Source organism: Streptomyces sp. NPDC054765 (assembly GCF_053612065.1).
In genome coordinates this window covers 84,340-106,502 of record NZ_JBSHBP010000019.1, presented here as the reverse complement: position 1 = coordinate 106,502, position 22,163 = coordinate 84,340, and the positions used below count along the sequence as shown (strand labels likewise).

Genomic DNA, 22,163 nt, shown 5'->3' with positions numbered 1-22,163 from the left:
AGTCAGCGACGGGGTGTCAGCCCGCGAACCAGCGCACCGGCTCCGGCCGGAGGTTTTCGTAAATGTGCTTGCTCTCGCGGTACTCGTCCAGACCCGAGGGACCCAATTCCCTGCCTATTCCGGACTTGCCGAAGCCGCCCCACTCCGCCTGCGGGAGGTAGGGGTGGTAGTCGTTGATCCAGACCGTGCCGTGCCGCAGCCGCGCGGCGACCCGGCGGGCACGCGCGGTGTCGGCGGAGAAGACCGCACCGGCCAGGCCGTATTCGGTGTCGTTGGCGAGCGCGACGGCCTCGTCCTCGGTGCTGAAGGTCTCGACCGTCAGGATCGGCCCGAAGGTCTCCTCGCGGATCACCTTCATCTCGCGGTGGCAGCCGTCGAGCACGGTCGGCGCGTAGAAGTAGCCGGTGGCCGGGCGGACGTCGGACGGCTTGGGCCGGGCGCCGCCGCAGCGCAGCTGGGCGCCCTCGGCGAGCGCGGAGGCGACGTACGCCTCGACCTTGTCGAGCTGCTGCTGTGAGACCAGCGGGCCGCACTCGACGCCGTCCTCGGTGCCCCGGCCGAGCTTGATCTTCTCGGCCCGGCGGGCGAGTTCGGCGACGAAGCGGTCGCGCACCGACTCCTCGATGATCAGCCGGGCACCGGCCGAGCAGACCTGCCCGCTGTGGATGAACGCGGCGTTCAGCGCCTGGTCGACGGCGGTGTCGAAGCCCTCGTCGGTGGCGCAGGCATCGGCGAACACCACATTGGGGTTCTTGCCGCCCAGCTCCAGCGCGATCTTCTTGGCACCGGAGACCGCGGCCGCACCGGCCTTCGTGCCGCTGACCAGGCCGCCGGTGAAGGAGAACAGGTCGACGTCGGGGTGCTCGGCCAGCCGCTGGCCGACCGGCAGGCCCGCGCCGGTGACGATGTTGGCGACCCCGGCCGGCAGCCCGGCCTCGACCAGCAGCTTGATCAGGTGCACGGTCGACAGCGGGGTGACCTCGCTGGGCTTGATCACAAAAGTATTGCCGGCCGCGAGGGCCGGCGCGATCTTCCAGCTTGCCTGCAGCAGCGGGTAGTTCCACGGCGTGATGAGCGCACAGACGCCGACCGGCTCGTGCACGACCACGCTGTGCACATCGGGCGATCCGGCGTCGACGACCCGGCCGCCGCTCTCGTTCATCACCACGTCGGCGAAGTACCGGAAGGCGTTGGTGACGTCATCGACGTCGACCCGGCCCTCCTCCAGCGTCTTGCCGGTGTCCCGGCTCTCGATGAGGGCGATGACCTCACGGTCGCGCTGCAGCAGGTCGGCGACCCGGCGCAGCAGTGCGGAACGTTCGGCGACGGCCGTACGGGGCCAGGCACCGGCACCGCCGTCGAAGGCCCGGCGGGCGGCCGCGACCGCCGCATCGGCGTCCTCGGCACCCCCCTCGGACACCAGCTGGAGCGTCGTCGCGTCGGCGGGGTCGAGGACCTCCCGCGTTTCGCCGGATGCGGCAGGGAGCCACACCCCGTCTACGTGAATGGTCTCGATTGACGACACGTCGTTCTGCCTTCCGGTTACCGATCTTGTTCCCACTGGTGCAACCACTGGCGGCACCAGCAACGTGGACCCCTCCCCGGAAGCGACGGACCTATGCCCAAACCTTCATGGAAAGTGAGCCGACTCACTCAATGTGCGGTCGAATGCCCCGGAACGTAACCTGAATAGCCGTATGTCCTTGGCGGACAGCCCCCTCGGGACCGGAGGTGCCGAGATGACCAGCAGACGGCGCGCCGCCACCGCCACCGCCGCCCTGACCTGTGGCGCGGCCCTCTTCGCCGGAGCCGCCGGTACGGGCGCCGCGGCGGCCGGCGCAGCGGACGGCGGCGAAGGCGATCTCGCGAACAAATCGGCCCAGCAGATCTCCGACGATGCCCTGCACCAACTGGTCGCCGCGAAGTCCCTGCGGTTGCGCACCCAGACCAGTGCCGACCCCACCAAGCTCGATCTCACCCTCGACCGCGCCGGCAACTGCACCGGCGCCATCAGCAAGGGCGAGCTCGGCCGCGTCCAGCTCGTCAAGCACGGAAACCAGGTCTGGATGAAACCGGACGCGGCCTTCTGGAAGAGTCAGCTGCCCGGCAAGGCGGGCGACGACGCCGCGGCGAAATACCAGGACACCTTCCTGCACGGCACGACCAAGGACGCCTTTCTCCGGGGCCTGTCCGCGGCCTGCGACCTCAAGGCGTTCCAGAAATCGGCCGTGGGCCCCGACCGGCCCCCTTCCGGCGCCCCCTCGGCCTCCCCTTCCCCCTCACCCTCCGCCACCCTCGTCAAGGGCCGGCCGACCACCCAGGAAGGCGCCCGCGTGCTCCCCGTCATCAAGAAGGCCCAGGGAGCCGTCCAGACGCTCTACGTAGCCATCGACGGCAAGCACTACCCCCTCAAACTCACCGCCGAGGTCGACCACCAGACCGGCACCATCCTGCTGAGCAACTACGACACCCCGGTCTCCGCCACCACACCCCCGCCCGGCAAGACGGCCGACATCTCGGCACTGGAGAACCAGCTTCAGGGGTCACAGAGCGCATGACCCGTGCGCGCGGGTACGTCACCGCGATCGCGGTACGTCACCGCGATCGCGATAACGTCACCGCGATTGCGGTACGTAACCGTTCGTACATACGTATCGTTGAACCGTGCGGCTGCCCGCGCCCGCGCGGCAGCGGGGAGGAGCGGCACGGTGACCATCGAACTGACCGACAGGACCGAGATGGCCGAGAGCAGCGAGCTGGACGACATGTTCGAGCGGCTGGATCAGATGCACGTCCCCGAGGGCTACAAGGCTGAGATCGTCGAGGGGACCATCTACACGGCGCCGCAGCGGGGCACGCACTGGGAGACCATCGCTGACATCTACGAACAGCTCCGCACGCGGTATCCGAGGAAGCGCGTACTGTCCGACGTGCGCATCGACTTTCCCGGCCATCTGAACGGGTTCGCCTCCGACGTGGTGGCACTGGCCGAAGAGGCCACCAAGAACGACAAGAACCAACCGCGTTACCAGGACATCGAATTCGTCGCCGAGGTCATCTCCCAGAGCACCGGCAAGAACGACTACGGCCCGAAGAAAACGGCCTACGCGCTCGCCGAGGTCCCGGTCTACTTGATCGCCGACCCCTACCTCGGCCGGTGCCGCGTGTTCACCGACCCGCAGGACGGCGACTACAAAATCGACCTCGCCGTCACCTACGGCACGCCCCTCGACCTCACCCACACGGTCGTCGGCCTCACCCTCTCCACCGAAGAGTTCCCCCGGGACTGACCCGGCCCGTGACGAAATCACGGCCGCACCCGCCGGGACCCGGACCTCACGGAACGCATTCCGAGCTCTCGGGCTCCGCCGCCGATGAACCCGGCACCGCCCCGGGGGTGCTCCGCTGCCGCCCCGCGTCACAACACGAAGGCGGCTCCCCCGGCCCCGGCGAAGGGGGCGGAGGAGCCGCCGTTCGGTGTTCACGCTGCCCGGAGGTCACGGCCCGGTCAGCGGACCGCAGACGTCACGCGTAGTTGAGATCTGCCGCCGTGTTGTCCTCGTTCAGCATGCACTGGAAGCGGTGGATGTCGTCGGGGGTCCCGTACCGCTGCGCCGACTGGTGGACGGCGTCGAAGCAGTCCGTGAAGTGTCCGGTGATCGTGTAGTCCGTGTTCGGCGGGTAGGTGGCGTCGGCCTGGGCGGCTCCGACCGAGACACCGGAGAAGGCCAGAAGGCCGACGGCGACAACTGCTGCATTCTTGAGCTTGCGCATGTCTTCTCTCTTTTGCGTACGTGTGGTGCGTGCGCGCCTGACGGCGTGCGGATCCGCCGTCTGCGGGGTGTCGGCGGGAATCGCAACCGCCCGGGGCCCGCGGACAGCCGGAGGTGTTCGGCCGTGTGGAAACGCGGTGTGTGTCGAGGATTTCCTCGGACACTTGACAACCCATCACTCGGACGTCCGCCAATTCAAGGGCTCAAGTTCCCTTGTTACATGGGCATTACACGCAATGCGTGGTGATTTCCTGAGGGAGCCCGGTGACCGGCGCTCACTGGTTGCCGCTCCTGGCGTCATGCACGGTCACGCCGCCCCGTCGTGCGTGGCCCCGGCAGCCGTCACCCGCGCTGCCGAACCGGAGAGGCCGTGGGTGGCGGGCCGGACGACAATGCAGGCATGGCTGACACAGCGGCGAAAGCGGTGCTCGAAGGCGGCCCCGAGGAACTCCCCGAGCGGATCGTGCCGGTCGATCCGCCCGGGGCCGAGCTGAAGATCCCGTTCCGGAACGGCTACGAACACTTCCGGGCCACCAGCCGACAACAGCACACCGCCGAGGGGGCCCTGCCCGTCTACGAGTGGTGGGAGCGCACGGAGCTGCCCGGGTAGTACGCCCCACGGGCCCTGCGCAGAGGTCAGCGCACAGCGGTCAGCGCACAGCACTCAGCTGCCGGGAACGAAAGTCCGCAGGATGTTCTGCTGGGTCCATTCCTGATCCGGCCAGTCGGCCTCGGGGCCCAGGACGAGTACGGCGAACTGGCGGCCGTCGGCGACGGTGAAGGCACAGTCCACGACCTTGACCCGCACACCGAGGCGCTCGCTGTCATAGGCGTAGACCAGTTGGGTGGCGTCGGTGCCAGGTCCCGGGTACCCCAGTGCTTCGAGGCTTATTTCCTTGTAGCCGGGGTTGCCCGACAGCCCCCGCGACGCCGTCGCCAACGCCTCGTACGGGGTGGTGTCCGGTTCACTGATCTCGAAGACCTGGAGCAGCCAGTGGTCGTCCGGGGCGGTGTAGAACACCCCGGTTTTGCGTTCGCTGCGCTTCCAGGTGCCGGGCACCGCGAGGGTGAAGCCCTTCTTGTCGTGGACGAGGCGGTAGCCGTCGGGAAGGCCGGTGGAGACGGGAGTGGGGGTCCTGGTGCCGGCCGTGGCGCTGGTGGGTGCGGCAGTGGCCATGCTTTCCGGGGCGGATGCCTCGGTGCGGGCCGCCGGGCGGGCGGCGGCCGGGGCGTCGCCGGGGTGGCCCCAGAGCAGATAGCCGCCGCCGATGGCCGCTGCGATCACTGCCACCGCCGCACCGGCGACCAGGGCCGCGGTGCGGTGCCGGACACCGGGCGCAGGGGCCAGGAACGGGTCGGTGTCAGGGCTGGGGGCAAAGAACGGCTCGGCAGATGTGGGGGCAAAGAGCGGGTCGGTGGCAGGGCGAGGGACCGCACCCGAAGGAGTCCCGCCCGCCGACGGCGCGAAGGACGGCCGGGGCGGCATCGGGCCCGTATAGGGCGCGGGCGGCGGGGTGCCGTCCTCCCAGCGCTGCGTCTCGTTGTTCCAGCGGGCCTGGCCGCCGCGCTTCATCGTCAGCCTCCCACCAGGGCCGCGACCGCCTGGACGACCGCCGCGCCGGAGGCCAGCAGGCCCACCACGCCCCCGGCGTCGGCCAGTGCCGTACGCAGCCGCGCCACCCGCCCGGGACCGGCCGCACCGGTGTCCGCGATCTCCGTCTCGGTCTCGGCGAGTTCGCCGCTCAGCGCCGTGACCTGCGGGCTGGGCACCGCCCGGGTCAGGTCGTCGCGCAGCGCCCGCACCGCGCGCAGCAGTTCCTCCTGCGCCGGGTCCACCGCGGGGGCGGAGCCGCCCTCGTGATGGGTCACGGTGTTGTGGTTCCCGATGGCCAAGGCACCCCGGACGCTCCCGATGTGGATGCCGTTGCCGCGCTCATCAGCCGTTGCCACGGTGGGTACTTCCCTTCTAATCGGAGCTGCGATGGGGCGTGTTGTGGGTGATCGTGTTGTGGTCGCCGACGCCGACGGCGCCCTGTGCGGACTCGATGTAGACGCCGCCCTCGGCGACATGCACCACCCGCTGCTCGAACTCGGCGGTCTGATAGCCCGCCTCGCGCAGCGCCGTGGTCACCCCGGCCACCACCCGCTGCTGAACGGTCCCCAGATAGCGGGCGACGTCCATGTCCTGGAAGAGCGACGACTCACCGAACGAACCTAGCTCGCGTACGGAGGCACCGGGGCCTTCGGGGAGTGCCGCGCCATGTCCCGCGGTGCCCAGCTGCCAGCTCGGCAGCAGGCCGCGCAGCAGCGTGAGGGGGGCATTTCCAGCGGAGCGCGGGGTGTGGGACAGCGCCCACACCGCCTTGCCGAAGCGGTCGTGGTGCCGGTACTGGTGGGCGAGCCGGTCGGCGTCCTGGAAGAGCTGCCGCAGCGGCAACAGCACATGCGGTGCCACCTCCAGCATCAGCATCCCGCCCTGCGTGTGCACCCGTACGAAGAGCGTGGTGACGATGCCTTCGTCCCAGCCGCCGATCCGGATGCGCAGGAAGTGCCGGCGGGTCTCCCCGCCCTCCTCCACCGCCGCCGCGCGGTGTCCCTCGAACTCCGCCGGTTCGTACGGCGCCGCAGCGCGGGTCGGCAGCCCCTCGGCCGGCAGGAAGACGCACTCGTCGATCTCCAGCGCGCGCAGCCGGTCGCGCACCGCTGCCGCCCCCGGCGAACCGTGCGGTGACGGCACCCGCAGCGCCGCCACCAGCGGGATGATCCGGGCCAGGATGGCGCCGTTGTCCAACGGTTCGGGATCGCAGTCCGCCCTGGGGTTCAGCTCCACCGCCAGTGACCAGGTCTTGTACGGGTATCCGGCGCCGCAGAACGGGTGGGCGGCCCGGTACATCACCAGCGGCCCGTGCTGCTCGACCCGCACCCGCTCCCGCAGCCGCCGGGAGCGGTGACTCTGGGACCGTTCGGCAGGGTCGGACATGACATCGGGGAAGCGCTCCCTGGACAGTTCGCGCGCCAGCGCGCGGGCAAACTGGCCGCGTTGCAGCGCGACCACGACGGCCAGCGCCAGCGGCAGCAGCAGCGCGATCCACACCGGCAGCAGGGTGTTGACCCCAATGCCGCCCCCCAGCGCGGAGACACCCATTCCCTGGCTGAGGGCGCCCTCCGACGACGGGTTGCCGTACGGGTCGTAGCTGTCCGGGGCGCCGCTCGTCAGGGGGTTGAGGGCGTCCGGGAGGGGCAAGAACATCCAGTCCACGCGCACGTTGGCCCCGCCGCACGCCACCACCAGCAGCGACAAGCAGTAGAGCGTCAGCGACAGCCGTCCGTACCAGCGCAGCACGAAGGCGCACAGCACGGCCAGCCAGCGCGGGATCGGTGCCCGGTGGACGGCGCGGCCGAGTGCCATCAGGACGATGGGGAACAGGTAGAGCACCACGAGGCCCGCGGACAACGGGATGGCCGCGATCCATAACAGCACGATCGCTGCCGCCCAGCTCAGTTCCAGCCGCCGGGCACGCAACGCATGGGCCAGGACCCGGGCGGCGTCGATGCCCAGGGAGGGCGCGGCGAACCGCTCCTCGTGGACGTACAGCTCGTCGATGACGGCGTCGCGGAAGGTGTCGTCCAGGTAGGTGCCGGCGCACAGCAGCCGAGTGGCTTCGCTGGCGCCCGGCGGGGTCGGGGGGAGCGGTGGGGGCCCGGCGCCCTCCGGTGTCCGGCCCGACCGCCGGGGGCCGTCGGGCTCTCCTTGCTGCTGAGGCACATCCGTACGAGCCATCATCCTCCCCCGCAACACCAACTGGCCGCCCCGGCAGCCTGGTTGGCGGGCGAGCTGCCGGTGGCCGGGCGCGGGGCAGTGTGGAAGCCGCAGCATAAGGGAGCGGAGCACTCCGTGTCAGCGCGATGACGCAAGGTTGTCGCGCGGCCTGCGGGGCACCTTCCCTGCGCGGGTCAGACGCCCGCGGGGAACTCCCCGTTCTTGAGGGCGCCGACGAACGACGACCAGCCGCCCGTCGGGAAGACCAGCACGGGGCCGTGCGGGTCCTTGCTGTCACGGACGGGGACGGCGTCGGGGATACCGGGGGCTACTTCGATGCAGTCGCCGCCGTTGTTGTCGCTGTAGCTGCTCTTCATCCAGGTGAGCGCCACTTCGATGCAGTTGCCGCCATCGCGGTCGCTGTAGCTGCTCTTGATCCATATCGCTGTGCTCAGCTGGTGCTTGTCCATGGTCCCCGTACCTTTCCATGAAGTCGCCGATCAGAGCGGCGGATTCGGGGGCTGACAGAGCATCCGCCCGGAGCACATCATAGGTTTGACTGTGATGGGAGAAGATGGCTGGGTCGTCGTTGAAATGCCCACGGTCCAGCGACTCCGAGTAGACCCACTGCTCCCCCTTCGGCAGGGTGATCAGCGTCATCGAGGTTTTGGGCCGGATGAGTCCAGGACGATGGGCCGGGGCGACCTGGATACGGATGTTGGGACGTCGGCCCACGGCCAACAGGTGTGCGCACTGACCGCGCATGACGGCCGCGCTTCCCACCACGTTGCGTAGGCAGCTTTCGTCCAGAACCGCGACATACAAGGGTCCGCCTTCATCAAGGAAGCGCCCCTGTCGGCTGAGTCGAGCCCTGACGCGCTCTTCCGCCCTCTCACTGCTCGCGAGGTCGGAGAACAGTCCCCACGCATACTCTTCCGACTGCAACAGCCCTGGCATCACTTGGGCTTGGTACTCCCGCAGCGCCACCGCCACCGCGTCCATCTCCGCCCGACGCTCGAACCAGTCCGGATGCTGCACCTCCGGATACCAGTCGATCCGCCCCCACAACCGCAGCAGCACTCCACCCGTACCGAGCAAGTCGTCGCACTGCTTGGCGAACGTGTCCTGCGGTACGCGCGTGCCCGCCTCCACGCGGGCCACCTGCGAGCGGTCGCACGGGATCTTGTTCGAGAGCTCCTCCTGGGTGAACCCCGCCGCCTCCCGGAAGTGCCGCAACACCTCCCCGAACACGGCGGCATTGGTGGCTGCCGGTCCACTCTCTGCATTGCGTCGTCGTCGGCTCACCGCATCCCCCTTGGTGCCAGATGGCGAGTGTCACGCGTCGGACGTTGCGGTCCCGAACTACGGGGCGCAACGCTGAACACACCCAACGTAACGGGTCATTCGGCCGACTGTGCCGCGTTCTTGCGCAACCAACTTCTGGGAGTCATCGAGCATGAGTTACGACCGGGATGCCGCCCCCGTGTGGCCAGGGCTGCGCCTGCTGCCGTGGGAGGGCGAAGGCGGGAGGCCGTGCTTCTTGTCGGCGGACGGCGCCGGGGGCGTGCTGTCCCGGCTGGCCGATGAGATCGAGGCGGAACAGCTCTGCGATGGTGCCGATGTCCTCAGGGGCGCGGTGGCCGTACTGGACGACGGCAAGGCGGGGGAACACGCGCTGCGGCTTGCGCTGCGGGCAACTACACAGGCCTTCGGCAACGTGCTGCGCGTCGCCGACAGCCGGGGCGCGCGCCTGCCCGTGGCGGCGGACGGTGGCCACGAGGCCGGTGGCAGGGAGCTGCGGCCCAGGCTCGCATGACCGAGCCCGCACGGCTGTTGGGGCCGTACGGGCTCGTCGGTGCTGCGGTGCCGCCCGGGTGGGGCGGCCGCGGCGGCGGGCTGCCGGTAGCGTGCCGTGGCGTGACTACTGACGCTCCTCGCACCTTTCGCCTGATCGTCACTGGCGGAGGCACTGGCGGCCACACCTATCCCGCCCTGACGGCGATCCGCACTCTGCAAGCCCGACTGGCGACCAGCGGCGGCACTCTCGACGTTCTCTGGATCGGCACCCCGGATGGTCTTGAGGCTCGTATCGCTCCAGCTGAGGGCATCCACTTCACCACGGTCGCTACCGGCAAGATCCGGCGCTCCAACAACCCTCTGAAAATGGCCAGCCCGGCGAACATCAGGGACATGGCACGCGTGCCGCTGGGAGTCGCCCAGGCACGCAAGATCGTGGCCGGCTTCCGGCCGGACGTCGTCCTCGCGACAGGTGGGTATGTTGCAGTCCCGGCCGGGATCGCCGCGCGCATGTGCAAGCGACCGCTGGTGCTGCACGAGCAGACCGTGCGGCTCGGGTTGGCGAATCGCAAGCTCGCCGGATCCGCTACGCGTATCGCGGTGTCGTCGGAGTCGACGCTGCGGCTGCTGCCGGAGGCGGTGCGCGGTGCCGCGGTCGTGACGGGGAACCCGGTGCGCCCCGAGGTGCTGACCGGGCATGGCGACAAGGCGGTGACGGCGCTGGGGCTCGGCGGGTTCGACCGGCAGCTCCCGACCCTCTATGTCACGGGCGGCGCCCAAGGCGCCCAGCAGATCAACCAGGTCGTGGCGGGCGCGCTGTCGTGGCTGCTGGAGCGTGCCAACATCATTCACCAGTGCGGGCCGGCGAACCTTGATGCTCTGCGGCAACATGCGGCGGGCCTGCCCGCTGAACTCGCGGCCCGGTACTACCTCACGGGGTTCGTGGACGCGGAGCTGCCTGACGTCTTGGCTCTCGCTGACGTCGTGGTCTCTCGCAGCGGAGCCGGCACCCTCGCGGAGCTCACCGCCCTCGGAAAGCCAGCCGTGTTCATCCCGCTGGCCTCGTCGGCGGGGAATGAGCAGGCGCACAACGCACGGCACTTGGAGGAGGCCGGCGCCGCCGTTGCTCTGCTCGATGACGTCACTGCCGGTGCGCTGAGGGATACGGTCGGGTCGCTCCTCACGGATCCCGCGCGGCGCGAGGCGATGGCGGAGGCGGCTCGGGCGCATGGGCGGCCCGACGCGGCGGACAGGCTGGTGGATGTGCTCCTGTCCGCCGCCTCCGGTTGAGCGGCGCACCGGTGCGTTACGGGAGGTGCCGGACGGTGCCTTCCTCGACGAGGGCGACGACGGCGGCGAAGTCCTCCGGCGCTTTGCCCCAGGGATCGGGGACGTCCCGGTCCCCGAGGTAGAGGGCGAGCTTCGGCGCCGTCGCCTCGTCGGCGAGGGCGGAGCGCGGTGAGGTTACCGGTGCGGCGTGCTCACCGCGCTCGGCACTCCGGACGAGGGGGTGGAGTTCGCGGCCCGCACAGGGGCGTTGACCGCCTGAAGCCAAAGAGACACAGCTTGGCAACGCGGCGGTGACCCGCTGCCGGCGGGCACGGCCTTCCCGATATGACCGAGCCCGCACGGCCGTTGCGGACCGTGCGGGCTCGTCGGTGCTGCAGTGCTGCGGTGCCGCCCGGGTGGGGCGGCTGCGGCGGTGGGTCAGCCGAGGAGGCCGAGACCGCGAACCGCCTCGCGCTCCTCCGCCAGCTCCTTCACCGACGCGTCGATGCGCTCGCGGGAGAAGTCGTTGATCTCCAGGCCCTGGACGATCTCGTACTTGCCGTCCTTGGTGGTGACGGGGAAGGAGGAGATCAGGCCCTCCGGGACGCCGTAGGAGCCGTCCGAGGGGATACCCATCGAGGTCCAGTCGCCGGCGGCGGTGCCGTTGACCCAGGTGTGGACGTGGTCGATGGCGGCGTTGGCGGCGGAGGCGGCGGAGGACGCGCCACGGGCCTCGATGATCGCCGCACCGCGCTTGGCGACGGTCGGGATGAAGTCGTCGGCCAGCCACTTCTGGTCGGCCACGGCCTCGGCGGCGTTCTTGCCGGCGACCTCGGCGTGGAAGATGTCCGGGTACTGGGTGGCGGAGTGGTTGCCCCAGATCGTCAGCTTGCGGATCTCGGAGACCGGGGTGCCGGTCTTCTTCGAGAGCTGCGACAGCGCGCGGTTGTGGTCCAGGCGGGTCATCGCGGTGAAGCGCTCGCGCGGTACGTCCGGCGCGGCGGCCTGGGCGATCAGGGCGTTGGTGTTGGCGGGGTTGCCGACGACCAGGACCTTGATGTCGTCCGCGGCGTGGTCGTTGATGGCCTTGCCCTGCGGCTTGAAGATGCCGCCGTTGGCCTCCAGGAGGTCGCCGCGCTCCATGCCCTTCGTACGGGGGCGGGCGCCGACGAGCAGCGCGACGTTCGCGCCGTCGAAGGCCACGTTCGGGTCGTCCGAGATGTCGATGCCCTGCAGCAGCGGGAAGGCGCAGTCGTCCAGCTCCATGGCGGTGCCCTCGGCGGCCTTCAGACCCTGCGGGATCTCCAGGAGGCGCAGCTTGACCGGCACGTCCGCGCCGAGCAGATGTCCGGAAGCGATGCGGAAGAGGAGTGCGTAACCGATCTGGCCGGCGGCGCCGGTGACGGTGACATTGACGGGAGTGCGGGTCATGGCGATCTCCTGCGCGGTGTTTTTCCGGGGGCAAGCCCCTGGACCACCATGGGTGGCGGTGGGTGTCCCTGCCCAGCTAGCGAGGTCTCTTGGTATCGAGAGACCCGGCCGTCAGGCTATCGGACCCCCGCCCACCGCAGGCGCCGGGCCGGTGTGGAACACCTCACCGGGTGCCTCGGGTCGCGGGTCCGTACGGGGGGCCGTACGGGGGTCCGTAGGCGGGCGGCAGTCCGTAGGCGGGCCGCGGTCCGTACGGCGGCGGTCCGTACGGGCTTCCCGGGTCCGGCACGCGCGCCGCGCGGGACCTCGTGAGCAGAGGGGGCGGCCACCCGCTCAAGGAGGGGGGAGCGCGGGTGGCCGCCGAGTTGTGCCACACCCGTGGGGGGATATCTTTCGCATGCCCGGGATCCCGACGTGCATGCCCCCTGAATTTCGGCCAACCTCCGGGAGGGGCCCCGGGCGGGCAGCGGGCCCGGCGCCCGGCCGGTCGGCGCCCCGCGCCAGCGATTGACGCCCGTCGCCGTTCGACGCCCTCTCCGCCGGCTACGGCCTCGCCCAACCGGACCGGCCGCAGGGCCAGGAAGGTGCGCAGACTGCGCGGGTTGGCTACTCGGAACGCCGCGGGGACAGGCCGTCCAGCACTATGTCGACCGCTCTGTCCACGACGGTCCCGTCGCCCCGGGCGTTGGCCAGCACTCTGATCAGCATGTAGACCTCGTCTACTGTTGCGTCCGCGCGCACCTCACCGGCTTGCTGGCCGCGGGACAGCAACTCCTCGACGGCTCCGCGCACCATGGTGGCCGCAGCCTCCACGTCATCAGCGGAGCCTGTCGAGGCGGCGGACTCCTCCAGCAACGCGACGAGCGCGAGCTTCGCCGGAGCGCCCGAGACCATCTCCCGGAACGTCTCCCGGAACGCCGCCCCGGCCTCGCCGCCCTCGCCCCGCGCCCGCGCTGTTTCCGCGAGCAGGGTGAGGTGTCGAACGATCGTGGCCTTGATCAGCACCCGCTTGGTCGGGAAGTGCCGGAAGACGGTGCCGATTCCGACACCGGCCCGGCGCGCGACCTCCTCGGTCGAGCCGGCGTTGCCGGACTCGCCGAAGACCTCTTCGGCCGCGGCCAGCACCCGGTCCCGATTCACTTGCGCGTCGCTCCGCATCCCACCATCTTCCCTCCCCGGCAACTTTGCTCCCGCAGGCCCCGGTGACCAACTCTTGCTATTCGGAGTGCAGACTCCGTATGATCCGGAGTGAAGACTCCGGTTAGAAGGGCAACCATGATGCGAACCCCCGAAGAGACGTTCCGTGCCATGCTCGACGGCGCCTGCCGGCTGCAGAACGGTGATCGCGACCAGGTCGACAAGCTGGCCGAGTTCTACGCCGAAGAAACCGACGTGCGACACCCGATGGCCCCGCTCGGCGACACCCCGCTGCTCAGCCGCGAAGCACTCCGACAGCACTTCGCCACGGCCTTCGCCGCGGCGGGGCCGGCTGGCCTGGCAGGCTTTCGCGTTGAGGATGTACGCGTCCATCACACTGCCGACCCCGAGGTGGTCATCGGCGAGTTCACTTACCGCGGCGACGCCGGCTGGGCCACGCCGGGCATCATCGTCTTCCGGATCCGCGACGGGCTGATCGTCGAGTCGCGGGACTACATCGACCATCTCGGGCTCGCTCGTGCCACAAACACACTCGACGCCCTCTGCGCCCAGCTGACAAGCGCCCAGCCCGCATAGAAGACCGCGCCGGCGGGCGCTTCGACCTCAAACCTCGCCGACAGCACCCACCGAATCAGGGTGCAGTTCGCCGATTCTCCTTGAGCTCAGCCAGCACCTTCCTGCTGGCAGCTGTAAAAGGATGGTCAGCTCCGAGGCTGTTGGTCCGTCTTTCCACGACGTCATTCATAAGGCCTACCGCTGCCTCGAAGTGTCCGAGGCCATCTTGAATTCGAGCGTATAGCTGTTGCGCCGAAAGTGCGATGGGGTAATCGGACCCAAATCGACGTTCATACGTGTCCGCGACCAGCCGAATCTCCTCATTGGCCTCGTCAAAGTGCCCGAGTACGTATAGCGCCCAGGCATGGTTGTGTCTTGCTCCCAGCGTGACGGTGTGCTCCGGGCCGAGATGCCGCTCACATTCCGAGGGCAAGGAAAGCAATGCAGAGTTGTCTGCCCTTTCGAGTTCGGCCGTCGACAGCATCGTCAGCAGGCTGGCCTGGGAACGCAGCGTCAATGGATGTGCAGGCCCGAGTGACGACTGTCGGCCTGCGATCGTGGCGCGGAGCAGGGACAGAGCTTCCGCCTTCTTGCCACGGTTTCCCAGCACTAGTTGAAGTCCGTGGCTACTGTCCAGAGTGTCCGGGTCGCAGGCTCCGAACAGCCGCTCCTGATCGCTTCGGACCTGGCGCAGCAGCGGCTCCGCCTCCGCATACTTTCCCAGCCGGAACAGCGCTCGGCCAGACCTGGAACGCGCGGCCAAAACCAAGCGGTGCTCCGAACCGAGGATGTGCTCCGAAAGCGATACCGCATTATGGGCAGTCTCCCAGGCGGACAGGTAGTCCCCGGTACGGTGCAGGGCAGCGGCCAAGCGAGTTGCGATACCCACCAAATCAGCCATTGCTGCGGAAGTCGCAGCACGCTGCAACAAGGCGAGGGCGTGGGGGCTGAGTAGCCGCAGATGCGGGTCTTCCGGGCCGGCATCGGGGAGTTGGGGAATCGCGGCGTCCAGCAGCCGGCAAGCTGTCGAGTGGAGAGGGGTAAGAGAGTCCGATGGTGTGGCGGAAGCGACGCTGTCGAGCAGTACACCGTGGCTTTGAACACACCGCACGCCAACGTTGACCAGTTCAGTAAGCGATTGGTCGAGCAACGCTCGCAGTGCCGTTTCGGTGCGAGCCCGAGGGAGGACACCGCTGATTTCAGGGCGATTCAGCAGGGTCAGTGGCAGTGGCTCCGAAGCGAAACGGGCAAGCAGGCGAAGCAGTGTCACTGCCTCGGGTAGACCGCGAGCTTCGAATGCGTCGAGCGTGAGTTGCCAAGTACGCCCTACCAGGTGACGTGGATCTACATCCGACAAGAGGTCCGCTCCTTGGTCGATGAGGTCGACACGCTCTCCTTCCTCGTCGAGGTGTCGGCCATAGGCGTCCATCGTCCAGGGGTCGAGGACTTGGTGGGACAGAAAGCCCCCGGCCAGCGTCAGCGCGAGCGGCAGTCGACCGAGTCTGTCCGCGATTGCCGAAGCCTGCTGCAACGTGCCGCTCTGCGGCGCCAGGTCGCACAGCACCCGTGCAGCGTCTTCCCGCGGAAGTACCCCAATATGCTGCAACTCCGCTCCTGGCCACCAGCGAGCAGCCGCACGCCGTGTCGTGACCACCACGATGCCGCCAGGGCTGGTACGCAGCCAGCTTCCATCCGCCAAAATCTCAGGATCATCTGCGTTGTCCAGTACCAGCAGCCACGGCTCAGCGGACCGGTCGAGGTGTTCCCACACGAGGTCGGCTCCAGGCCGCAGGCCGTTGCGAGCAGCCAATAGCTCGCCGTCTGTGGCACCACGGTCAGCGGCAACGGCGAGCATGCCGGAGCGCAGGCTCGCACGGTCGGAGGCGTTCACCCACAGACCGACACGACCGCCGGCCTCCGTAGCGAATTGAAAGAAGGCGTGCGCGACAGCGGTCTTGCCGCAGCCTCCCATGCCGTGAAGAACGAAGGCCTGACCGCCATTTCCTTCCGCTTCTGCTTCCGCGACACTCGCCCGTAAGCGATCGAGCACTTCGGCGCGGTCGCGCAGAACCACGGGTGCTCGGCCCACTGCCGGGCGTCGAACCGAGTCCGGGCCGGTCAAGCCAGGGTCATCGCTGCCGTGATAGTGGTACTCGCTGATGTGTTGGTCACGCGATGATTGGTAGACGCGACCGGCATCTTCGGCATGGCCGTCCATCGGACCTCTCATCGTTCATTGATGTGGACGTCTCGACCGGCTTGATAGACCCGTGCTCGCCCGGATGCAGTTCCGTGCTGAGTGATCCGTGAAGCGTGCGTAGCGGCTTCCGAACCGACCTCGTCAAACAACCTGCGAAGCTCCTCGACGGCCTCTGGCTGGGCGAGCAACAGCCGGCGGAGATACCCCTGCCATTGCAAGCACAATTCACTCAGCATCTCTTGGTCAGCTGCCGAGTGGGCGCGCAGCACTTCTTCGCGACTTGCGTCCAATTCATCGGAAACGATGTGCGCCCTGTCAGGCTGCAGACGCTGCCACAGGCGAGTTAATCCGTCGCGGGTGTGTTGCCAGGCCTCAGTTGCCATCAGAGTGACCAAGGTGGTTCCAGCGGTCTGTGTGAACGATGTGAGTTCTGGATCCATAGCTCCCCCAGTTGAATAACTACTGCTCTAGATTTCTGCTATAAGTTCACAGATCGGACCATCAAGGCCGTGCGGACCATGCGGCAACTCAAGGTCAGCATCGTTGCACCACCAAACTGAACAGACAAGCGACCCTCGATGGGATTTTCCCATGGCATATGCCATGGTCCATTTTCCCTGCGTAGCCCAGTGTTTGCTCTGGCTACATCGAGCTTCAGACGTTAAGCTCAAAACGCTCTGGAACGTCCGAAGGAGAGGGGTGGTTGTGGCCAGGCCTTGGGAAGCTGACCCTACAACGCGGTTCAAAAGGCGGCTGGGGAAATCCCCGCAGGAGTTAGGGCATACGACAGATAATCCCGACTGCCCCGATATCTGGGAGCTGGAAAATGGTGATGTCGCCATCATCGGCAGAGATCTGACAGGCTCGCTCGGGAAGAATCTTCCGGCAGGTGTATCGGTAGGCGACGACGAACGACTCGTGGTCATCCCGAGGAGCATGATGGTCGCGGCGAAGCCGGATATCCCAAGTGTTTGAGTCGTTCCAGCGCGCTACCTCAGAGCATTTGGATCGGCCAAGCTACCACAAGGACTTTCGTCGCCATCATGAGAGCGGCATCCGCTTCTTGAAAAAGCTTGAGCGTGGGCAGAACTTCAAGGAGCGAGGTTTTCCTAGCTGGGAAGCCTTCGCCGTCGGCGAGTGGAATAAAGCGCTCTCCTTGATTGAGGAGAAGCGTGAAGTCTACGCTGCTCAGTTCCAGAAGGCTGCTGAGCTCGGGATTCTGGAGCGCCGGCTTCGCGTAGTGCAGTTCCCTGTCACTCCGTACGTACAGTGGGAACTGTTCGTACTTCGCCTACGGGTGGAACTGGGCGATAATATCCGAGTGATGGATGCCCGCAAAATCTCAGATATCGAAGTCGATCACCTTGTGCCAGAAGTCGTGATCCTTGGCGACGAGGTCATGTACGAGGTGGTTTACGACGACGATGGGAACGCGGCGGGAGCCAACCGGATCGCGGATCAGGTGGCGATTGAAGAAACTTCCGCCGGCTTCGATGCGCTTTACGGTCGAGGGGAAGATTTCACAGAGTTCTTCAATCGGGAAATTGCGTCACTCGATCCTCCGATGGTCGTTCATTGAGTGATTCCTCCGAGGCGGAGATCCGCTTGCGCGAGGACGCTCGCCCAGTTGGGGAAGCCGAACGCCTCCCGCCGCATGAGCGCCGCCGCTTGCTACGCAGCGGCGGCCACGCGCCGCGTCGGCAGTCCCACGGCGACGAAGGAGACGGGCCGGGCGCCCCGCAGAGTGTGCGGGGCGCCCGGCCGGTTTTGGTGGGTCGGCTACGTGGTGTCGTCCCCGGCGGACTTGGCGAGCCGGAACGTGCGCAGCAGGTCGCTCACCTGCGCGGCGATTCCCTGGCCGAGCCGGCGGGCGTGGCCGGAACCGGACGGGCGCAGCTCTTCACACCCGCCACGGTCGTCTCACAGGCCGCGATGTTCGCCGGGTCCCCGGAGACCTCGACCATCGGGGTGTAGGCGTCGCCGTCCCGCTCGGCCCGAGCCGTGGCGCTGTGGCCGCCGGCGCTGATGGTGGCCTGGTCGCCCTGTGCCGCATGGCTGATCCGCGCCCAGGCGGTATGGCAGACCGCGCTGTAGCGGACCTCGATCAGCGCGCGGCCCGCCAGGCCGCGGGACGGGGTGATGGCATGCTGCCCACCGCAGCCCATCTTCTCCGGGTCCTTGCCCACGCAGTCAGCTCCGGTGCAGTGCACCCCGGCCGGAAGTACCGGCTTCGCGCTCGGTACGGCCGTGGGCGCGGCCGCCGCCTGCGGGGCCTTCTCGTCGGCCGGCTGCAACAGCAGGACGGCAGCGACGGCCACCAGCACCGCGCCGGCCGCACCGGCGAGGAACATGACCGTCCGGCCCCGTCGGCCGCTCCGGTCCCCGGCCGCGGCGGCGGGTGCCGCGGCCGGGGCCCCCTGCACTGCCGCCGCGAATTCGGGAAAGTCCGCGCTCGACGGGACCTCGGTGCCCCGCTGTTGCGGCAGCTGCGCCGTCCGCGGCGGCTCCGCGACCTGCAACGGATTTGCGTCCTTGGTGACTTTCGCGGCTTTCACGGCATTCACAGGTTTCGCGGGTTTCACGGGTTTCGCGGCCTTGGCTGCCTTTGCCGACGGCCCGGCCTCCGCCGGCTCCGTGCCCAACTCCCCCAGCGCGGCCCGTGCCTGCGCCACCCGTATCGCTTCCATGGTGACGTCCTGGCGCATCTCGGCCCGGCTCCAGGCCCGCTCGGCCAGCTCCCACAGCGTGGTCAGATGCGCGGGATGCGCGTCGGTCACCTCGGCGAGCGCGACCACCGCGCGCAGTGGCGGCAGCAGCCGTCCGTTGAGGTAGCGCTCCCAGGACGTCTTGCTGTAGCCCGTACGGTCCGCGACGGTGGCCACACTCAGCCCACTGCGGTCCACGAGCCTGCGCAGCTGACCGGTGAACTCCGCGACCTGCGGGTCGAGTTCCTCCGGCAGCGCCTTCCAGCGAGGCATTGCCTCCCCCTATCCCCCCGCCGACGTGCGAGAGCGCGGTTCCCCGGCGCGCTCTCCTTGCTTCCCGCAGGGATGCCCCCGGTCAGGACGGCAATTCCCCGTTCACGGGCGCACGGGAGCATGCGGGCACACTTCACCCACCCGTGCGCCCCGCGCCCCTGCAGTGTGGCATTTCGACCGCACTCTTTACGACTTCTGCACGTTTCCTGACAACAACCGGCCGCGTACCGCCCTCAGGGGCCTACTGTGAGAAGCACTCCCCTGCCCCGCCGCCCGCCTGATAGAGACACAGCCGGATGCCCTCGGATCCACGCGCCGGCGCCATCGGCGTGACGAGATACCCCTCGGCGTCGAAGCGGTCTCTCACCCGTACCGACCGCTGCCCCGCTCCCGGCACCGACACTTCGAGGCGGTCCCCGATCCGGCCGTTGCGAAGCCGCCCCCAGGCCGCGCCGCACGCCGTGCCGTAGCGGATCTGAACATGCTCCCCGCGGGCGGCAGTTCGCTCCACGGGGGTCTGCACCAGGTCCGGCAGCTCGCAGTACATCGCCTCCGGGTCCTTGCCGTCGCACGCCCGCGCCCGGCAGCCGGTCGCCTCGGAGGGCCGGGGCACGGCGCCTTCCGCCGGGCCGCCGCCGATGGCTCCCGTCCCCGGCCGGAAGGCCGGCACCGCCACGACCGCCACGACACCGGCACAGACCCCGGTGGCAACAGCGGCAAGGGCAGCAACAGCGGCGAACCACCGAAGCCGCCGCGGTGCCCGCCGCAGCGGCCGGGCCGGGGCCGCACGGTCACCGCCGTCCACCCGGGACGACGACACCCCCTCAACCACCGTCGTGTCCGGGGCACTTACCTCCTGCGGCGCACCGGCTGTGGCACGGTCCGCACGCCGGGCCTGCGCCCCGTTGTGGCCCTGCGCCCCGTCCCCGTCCCGCGCCCCGTCCCCGTCCCGCGCCGCGCTCCCGTCCCGCGCCGCCTCCCCGCTGTGGGTCCCGCCCCCGCTCCGGCCGCCGCCCGACCGGGCCCGTCCGCTCCAGGCCGCGTCCGCCAGCTCCCACAGCGCCAAGAGCCGGCCGGACGGCTCCCCCGCCAGCAGGCACAGCGCCTCGACCGCGCCCCGCGGCGGCAGCTTCTTCGCGTTGAGATAGCGCTCCCAGGAGGACTTGCTGTACGGCGTCCGCTCGGCGAGCGCGGCCAGGGTCAGCCCCGTGCGCCCCCTCAACTCCCGCATTCTTTCCGCCAGCCGGGAGTTCTCGACCCCGTTCCGCGGCTCGCTGCCGGGCCCGCTCACCGGCGCAGCACCTTCCAGGTGTCGGGGCCCATGATCCCATCCGTGGGCAGCCCGGACCTGGCTTGCAGACGCTTGACGGCGCGCATGGTCCGCCCGCCGACGATGCCGTCCACGATTCCCGGGTCATAGCCCCGGCGGTACAGCAGGCACTGTGCCTCGACGACGTCCCAGCCCGTCGCGCCACTGCCCAGGATCGCCGTATCCGTGCGGCTGTGCCCGGCGTACAGGGCGCCTCCCCGGCGCTGGACCCGGCAGTCGAAGGCCTCCCCCGGCCGGTGGGTGAACGTCGGTACGGCACTGGGGGCGCCGACGGCCATCGCGTCGCCCGCACCGCGCCCGATGCCGTTGGCGTCCTGCCACAGCCGCAGCACCAGCAGCGCCGCACCGGCCACGACGACGAGCACGGCCAGCGCGCCCACGACGAGCGGCCCCAGCGCCACTTGGCGCCCGGCCGTGGAGGCCGTATCCGCCGGGGCGGGTAGGGCCTTCTCGTCCCGCCCGGCCGACTCGCCCCGCTCGTCCTGGGCATCCCGCCCGTCCCGCTCAGCCCGCTCGGCCTGCCCTTCCCGGGCGTCCCGCTGCCCGGCCGGCCGCTGCGTCCGCGGCAGGGCCGCCGCCGGTCCCGGCCGTTCCGCGTTCCAGGCCTGCGCGGCGACCTCGTGCAGCGCCAGCAGCCGGGTCGTATCGCCCTCGCAGACCCGCGCCAGCGCCGCCACGGCATCGCGCGGCGGCAGCTTCTTGCCGTTGAGATAGCGTTCCCAGGACGATTTGCTGTACGAGGTCTTGGCGGCGAGCGCGGCCAGGCTCAGCCCGCTGTGGTCCTTCAACCTCCGTAGCTGGACGACCAGGTGACGCACCCGGTGGTCCAGGGATTCGGGCAGCCCTTTCCAACGCGACATGTTCCACCCCATACGCGTTCGTTCTCCCCCGAGGCCATGGGCCCCCTGTGCCGCCGATGATGGCGCGGACGCCACCTCCGTTTCGCCCTTTTCCGCATTCCCCGCGGCCTCCGGACATCCCTCGCGCCTTCTTCACCGTCCCACCGAAGCGTCCACGCCGGCGATGTCCCCGCAGGTCACAGCCGGGACGTCCCACGGGGACGGCATTCGGCGGCCGGCCGGGGCGGACACCGGCGGGTGGAAGCACGGCCGGTGGCGCGGCCCGGGGCCGCACGACCCGCTCCGCGCCGCCTCCGCCGTGCCGCGTGCGCCGCTGTAGCCGCGTGCGCCGCCGTAGCCGCTGCGCCGCCCGCCCTCGTACGGCAGCCCCGGCACAACGCAGCGGCGGCCCGCCTTCTCCCGGAGGAGAGGACGGGCCGCCGTCATCGCCGGAGCGGCTGCCGCGCAACCGGGCCGGCGCGCAACCGGGCCGGCAGGTCGCCGGGCAGCCGGGTAGCCGGGGCGCCCCTAGCGCACGGTGAAGTGGACGATGTCGTCCAGGAACGGGACATGGATCCACGGCTTGGGCTGCACCATCAGCGCCAGCATCACGATCACAAAGCCGAGCACCCCGTACGTCGCCATATCGGTGAAGCGGGAGCGCACGGCCAGCATCCCCACCAACGGCAGCGCCCACCGCAGCACCGCCCCGGCCAGCAGCGAGAGGCCGATCACGATCGCTCCGATACGGAACGCGTCGAGCGCCACGAGCAGCAGCCCGGCCGCGACCCCGCCCATGACGGTGAGCAGCGGCCACTGCCGGGCGGGCGCGGGAAAGCCGCCCGCAACGGCCCGCCCGCCGCCTTCCGGCCGGGCGGTGTCGCGGGTCAGCGTCGGAAAGCGGCGCGAGGAGCGCTGCGGCTCACTGGCCCCGTCCGAATGCGCTTCGGCACCCATGGCTGGCCGTCCCTTCGGTGTCCGTGTCTGTGGCCGTGTCTGTGGGCCGTGTCTGTGGCCCTGGCCATGGCCGTGTCTGTGGCCCTGGCGCGTCTGCCTCGTAGCCAGGCTCTCAG

23 protein-coding genes and 1 pseudogene are annotated in these 22,163 nt (G+C 69.4%); 8 read left to right on the top strand and 16 right to left on the bottom strand.

Annotation, left to right across the window (positions count from 1 at the left end):
- Window positions 1–16 precede the first annotated feature (16 nt).
- On the bottom strand, window positions 17–1,525 hold the full coding sequence (locus tag ACWGJY_RS15240; protein ID WP_453261258.1) for an aldehyde dehydrogenase family protein: 1,509 nt from the start codon (window positions 1,523–1,525) through the stop codon (window positions 17–19).
- Between the two features lie 214 nt (window positions 1,526–1,739).
- Between ACWGJY_RS15240 and ACWGJY_RS15235 the strand changes: the two genes are divergently transcribed.
- Window positions 1,740–2,558 (top strand): hypothetical protein, encoded by an 819-nt coding sequence (locus tag ACWGJY_RS15235; RefSeq protein WP_453261257.1) that lies wholly within the window; start codon window positions 1,740–1,742, stop codon window positions 2,556–2,558.
- 150 nt (window positions 2,559–2,708) lie between these two features.
- Window positions 2,709–3,290 carry a Uma2 family endonuclease gene (locus tag ACWGJY_RS15230; RefSeq protein ID WP_453261256.1) on the top strand — a complete coding sequence of 194 codons (582 nt, stop codon included), beginning with the start codon at window positions 2,709–2,711 and terminating at the stop codon, window positions 3,288–3,290.
- A gap of 235 nt (window positions 3,291–3,525) precedes the next feature.
- On the opposite strand, the gene ACWGJY_RS15225 is transcribed toward ACWGJY_RS15230, so the two are convergent.
- Window positions 3,526–3,774: a hypothetical protein gene (locus ACWGJY_RS15225; RefSeq protein ID WP_453261255.1), complete on the bottom strand. Its 249-nt coding sequence runs from the start codon at window positions 3,772–3,774 to the stop codon at window positions 3,526–3,528.
- Between the two features lie 399 nt (window positions 3,775–4,173).
- Between ACWGJY_RS15225 and ACWGJY_RS15220 the strand changes: the two genes are divergently transcribed.
- Window positions 4,174–4,383, top strand: a complete 210-nt coding sequence (locus ACWGJY_RS15220; protein WP_167538033.1) for a DUF5988 family protein — start codon at window positions 4,174–4,176, stop codon at window positions 4,381–4,383.
- Window positions 4,384–4,437: 54 nt separating this feature from the next.
- Here the strand turns inward: ACWGJY_RS15220 and ACWGJY_RS15215 are convergent, their stop codons facing one another.
- From ACWGJY_RS15215 to ACWGJY_RS15195, 5 genes and pseudogenes are all read right to left on the bottom strand, one after another.
- Entirely contained in the window at window positions 4,438–5,346 is a 909-nt protein-coding gene (locus ACWGJY_RS15215; protein WP_453261254.1) for a hypothetical protein, read from the bottom strand.
- Between the two features lie 2 nt (window positions 5,347–5,348).
- Window positions 5,349–5,723: a hypothetical protein gene (locus ACWGJY_RS15210; RefSeq protein WP_453261253.1), complete on the bottom strand. Its 375-nt coding sequence runs from the start codon at window positions 5,721–5,723 to the stop codon at window positions 5,349–5,351.
- A 16-nt stretch (window positions 5,724–5,739) separates the two neighbouring features.
- A complete protein-coding gene (locus ACWGJY_RS15205; protein ID WP_453261276.1) occupies window positions 5,740–7,554 on the bottom strand; it encodes a hypothetical protein in 1,815 nt (604 codons plus the stop codon).
- Window positions 7,555–7,727: 173 nt separating this feature from the next.
- Complete coding sequence (locus ACWGJY_RS15200) at window positions 7,728–8,003, bottom strand: DUF397 domain-containing protein (RefSeq protein ID WP_453261252.1); 276 nt, start codon at window positions 8,001–8,003, stop codon at window positions 7,728–7,730.
- A 40-nt stretch (window positions 8,004–8,043) separates the two neighbouring features.
- Window positions 8,044–8,772, bottom strand: a pseudogene (locus ACWGJY_RS15195) (helix-turn-helix domain-containing protein); the annotation flags it as partial.
- A gap of 217 nt (window positions 8,773–8,989) precedes the next feature.
- Here ACWGJY_RS15195 and ACWGJY_RS15190 point away from each other — a divergent pair.
- Window positions 8,990–9,349, top strand: coding sequence for a hypothetical protein (locus tag ACWGJY_RS15190; RefSeq protein WP_453261251.1), 360 nt, complete (start codon window positions 8,990–8,992; stop codon window positions 9,347–9,349).
- A 101-nt stretch (window positions 9,350–9,450) separates the two neighbouring features.
- The gene (gene murG, locus ACWGJY_RS15185) at window positions 9,451–10,620 is read left to right on the top strand and encodes an undecaprenyldiphospho-muramoylpentapeptide beta-N-acetylglucosaminyltransferase (protein ID WP_453261250.1); all 1,170 of its coding nucleotides are present in this window, start codon (window positions 9,451–9,453) and stop codon (window positions 10,618–10,620) included.
- Window positions 10,621–10,636: 16 nt separating this feature from the next.
- On the opposite strand, the gene ACWGJY_RS15180 is transcribed toward murG, so the two are convergent.
- From ACWGJY_RS15180 to ACWGJY_RS15170, 3 genes are all read right to left on the bottom strand, one after another.
- Window positions 10,637–10,885, bottom strand: a complete 249-nt coding sequence (locus ACWGJY_RS15180; RefSeq protein ID WP_453261249.1) for a hypothetical protein — start codon at window positions 10,883–10,885, stop codon at window positions 10,637–10,639.
- A gap of 152 nt (window positions 10,886–11,037) precedes the next feature.
- Window positions 11,038–12,030 (bottom strand): malate dehydrogenase, encoded by a 993-nt coding sequence (locus ACWGJY_RS15175; RefSeq protein ID WP_453261248.1) that lies wholly within the window; start codon window positions 12,028–12,030, stop codon window positions 11,038–11,040.
- A 606-nt stretch (window positions 12,031–12,636) separates the two neighbouring features.
- Window positions 12,637–13,188 (bottom strand): TetR/AcrR family transcriptional regulator, encoded by a 552-nt coding sequence (locus tag ACWGJY_RS15170; protein WP_453261247.1) that lies wholly within the window; start codon window positions 13,186–13,188, stop codon window positions 12,637–12,639.
- Window positions 13,189–13,305: 117 nt separating this feature from the next.
- Here ACWGJY_RS15170 and ACWGJY_RS15165 point away from each other — a divergent pair, with 117 nt between their 5' ends.
- Window positions 13,306–13,764: a nuclear transport factor 2 family protein gene (locus ACWGJY_RS15165; protein WP_453261246.1), complete on the top strand. Its 459-nt coding sequence runs from the start codon at window positions 13,306–13,308 to the stop codon at window positions 13,762–13,764.
- Between the two features lie 55 nt (window positions 13,765–13,819).
- Here the strand turns inward: ACWGJY_RS15165 and ACWGJY_RS15160 are convergent, their stop codons facing one another.
- Window positions 13,820–15,961: a tetratricopeptide repeat protein gene (locus ACWGJY_RS15160; RefSeq protein ID WP_453261245.1), complete on the bottom strand. Its 2,142-nt coding sequence runs from the start codon at window positions 15,959–15,961 to the stop codon at window positions 13,820–13,822.
- An 8-nt stretch (window positions 15,962–15,969) separates the two neighbouring features.
- Complete coding sequence (locus tag ACWGJY_RS15155; protein WP_453261244.1) at window positions 15,970–16,383, bottom strand: hypothetical protein; 414 nt, start codon at window positions 16,381–16,383, stop codon at window positions 15,970–15,972.
- A 265-nt stretch (window positions 16,384–16,648) separates the two neighbouring features.
- Between ACWGJY_RS15155 and ACWGJY_RS15150 the strand changes: the two genes are divergently transcribed.
- Both ACWGJY_RS15150 and ACWGJY_RS15145 read left to right on the top strand, forming a co-directional pair.
- On the top strand, window positions 16,649–16,918 hold the full coding sequence (locus ACWGJY_RS15150) for a hypothetical protein (RefSeq protein ID WP_078953297.1): 270 nt from the start codon (window positions 16,649–16,651) through the stop codon (window positions 16,916–16,918).
- Complete coding sequence (locus ACWGJY_RS15145) at window positions 16,911–17,522, top strand: DUF6879 family protein (RefSeq protein ID WP_453261243.1); 612 nt, start codon at window positions 16,911–16,913, stop codon at window positions 17,520–17,522. The genes ACWGJY_RS15150 and ACWGJY_RS15145 overlap by 8 nt, the downstream gene beginning before the upstream one ends.
- 256 nt (window positions 17,523–17,778) lie before the next feature.
- Here the strand turns inward: ACWGJY_RS15145 and ACWGJY_RS15140 are convergent, their stop codons facing one another.
- The 4 genes from ACWGJY_RS15140 to ACWGJY_RS15125 form a co-directional block, all read right to left on the bottom strand.
- The gene (locus tag ACWGJY_RS15140) at window positions 17,779–18,921 is read right to left on the bottom strand and encodes a helix-turn-helix domain-containing protein (protein WP_453261242.1); all 1,143 of its coding nucleotides are present in this window, start codon (window positions 18,919–18,921) and stop codon (window positions 17,779–17,781) included.
- A gap of 241 nt (window positions 18,922–19,162) precedes the next feature.
- Window positions 19,163–20,152 carry a DUF2690 domain-containing protein gene (locus ACWGJY_RS15135; RefSeq protein ID WP_453261275.1) on the bottom strand — a complete coding sequence of 330 codons (990 nt, stop codon included), beginning with the start codon at window positions 20,150–20,152 and terminating at the stop codon, window positions 19,163–19,165.
- A gap of 56 nt (window positions 20,153–20,208) precedes the next feature.
- Window positions 20,209–21,111 (bottom strand): peptidoglycan-binding protein, encoded by a 903-nt coding sequence (locus ACWGJY_RS15130; protein ID WP_453261241.1) that lies wholly within the window; start codon window positions 21,109–21,111, stop codon window positions 20,209–20,211.
- A gap of 507 nt (window positions 21,112–21,618) precedes the next feature.
- Window positions 21,619–22,047 carry a DUF3017 domain-containing protein gene (locus tag ACWGJY_RS15125; RefSeq protein WP_453261240.1) on the bottom strand — a complete coding sequence of 143 codons (429 nt, stop codon included), beginning with the start codon at window positions 22,045–22,047 and terminating at the stop codon, window positions 21,619–21,621.
- Window positions 22,048–22,163 lie beyond the last annotated feature (116 nt).

Bases quoted from the DNA above. Each gene is read 5' to 3' on its own strand.
- ACWGJY_RS15235 (WP_453261257.1), top strand. From the start codon at position 1,740: ATGACCAGCAGACGGCGCGCCGCCACCGCCACCGCCGCCCTGACCTGT.
- ACWGJY_RS15225 (WP_453261255.1), bottom strand. From the start codon at position 3,774: ATGCGCAAGCTCAAGAATGCAGCAGTTGTCGCCGTCGGCCTTCTGGCC.
- ACWGJY_RS15220 (WP_167538033.1), top strand. From the start codon at position 4,174: ATGGCTGACACAGCGGCGAAAGCGGTGCTCGAAGGCGGCCCCGAGGAA.
- ACWGJY_RS15215 (WP_453261254.1), bottom strand. From the start codon at position 5,346: ATGAAGCGCGGCGGCCAGGCCCGCTGGAACAACGAGACGCAGCGCTGG.
- ACWGJY_RS15205 (WP_453261276.1), bottom strand. From the start codon at position 7,554: ATGGCTCGTACGGATGTGCCTCAGCAGCAAGGAGAGCCCGACGGCCCC.
- ACWGJY_RS15200 (WP_453261252.1), bottom strand. From the start codon at position 8,003: ATGGACAAGCACCAGCTGAGCACAGCGATATGGATCAAGAGCAGCTAC.
- ACWGJY_RS15190 (WP_453261251.1), top strand. From the start codon at position 8,990: ATGAGTTACGACCGGGATGCCGCCCCCGTGTGGCCAGGGCTGCGCCTG.
- ACWGJY_RS15175 (WP_453261248.1), bottom strand. From the start codon at position 12,030: ATGACCCGCACTCCCGTCAATGTCACCGTCACCGGCGCCGCCGGCCAG.
- ACWGJY_RS15170 (WP_453261247.1), bottom strand. From the start codon at position 13,188: ATGCGGAGCGACGCGCAAGTGAATCGGGACCGGGTGCTGGCCGCGGCC.
- ACWGJY_RS15165 (WP_453261246.1), top strand. From the start codon at position 13,306: ATGATGCGAACCCCCGAAGAGACGTTCCGTGCCATGCTCGACGGCGCC.
- ACWGJY_RS15160 (WP_453261245.1), bottom strand. From the start codon at position 15,961: ATGGACGGCCATGCCGAAGATGCCGGTCGCGTCTACCAATCATCGCGT.
- ACWGJY_RS15155 (WP_453261244.1), bottom strand. From the start codon at position 16,383: ATGGATCCAGAACTCACATCGTTCACACAGACCGCTGGAACCACCTTG.
- ACWGJY_RS15140 (WP_453261242.1), bottom strand. From the start codon at position 18,921: ATGCCTCGCTGGAAGGCGCTGCCGGAGGAACTCGACCCGCAGGTCGCG.
- ACWGJY_RS15135 (WP_453261275.1), bottom strand. From the start codon at position 20,152: ATGCGGGAGTTGAGGGGGCGCACGGGGCTGACCCTGGCCGCGCTCGCC.
- ACWGJY_RS15130 (WP_453261241.1), bottom strand. From the start codon at position 21,111: ATGTCGCGTTGGAAAGGGCTGCCCGAATCCCTGGACCACCGGGTGCGT.
- ACWGJY_RS15125 (WP_453261240.1), bottom strand. From the start codon at position 22,047: ATGGGTGCCGAAGCGCATTCGGACGGGGCCAGTGAGCCGCAGCGCTCC.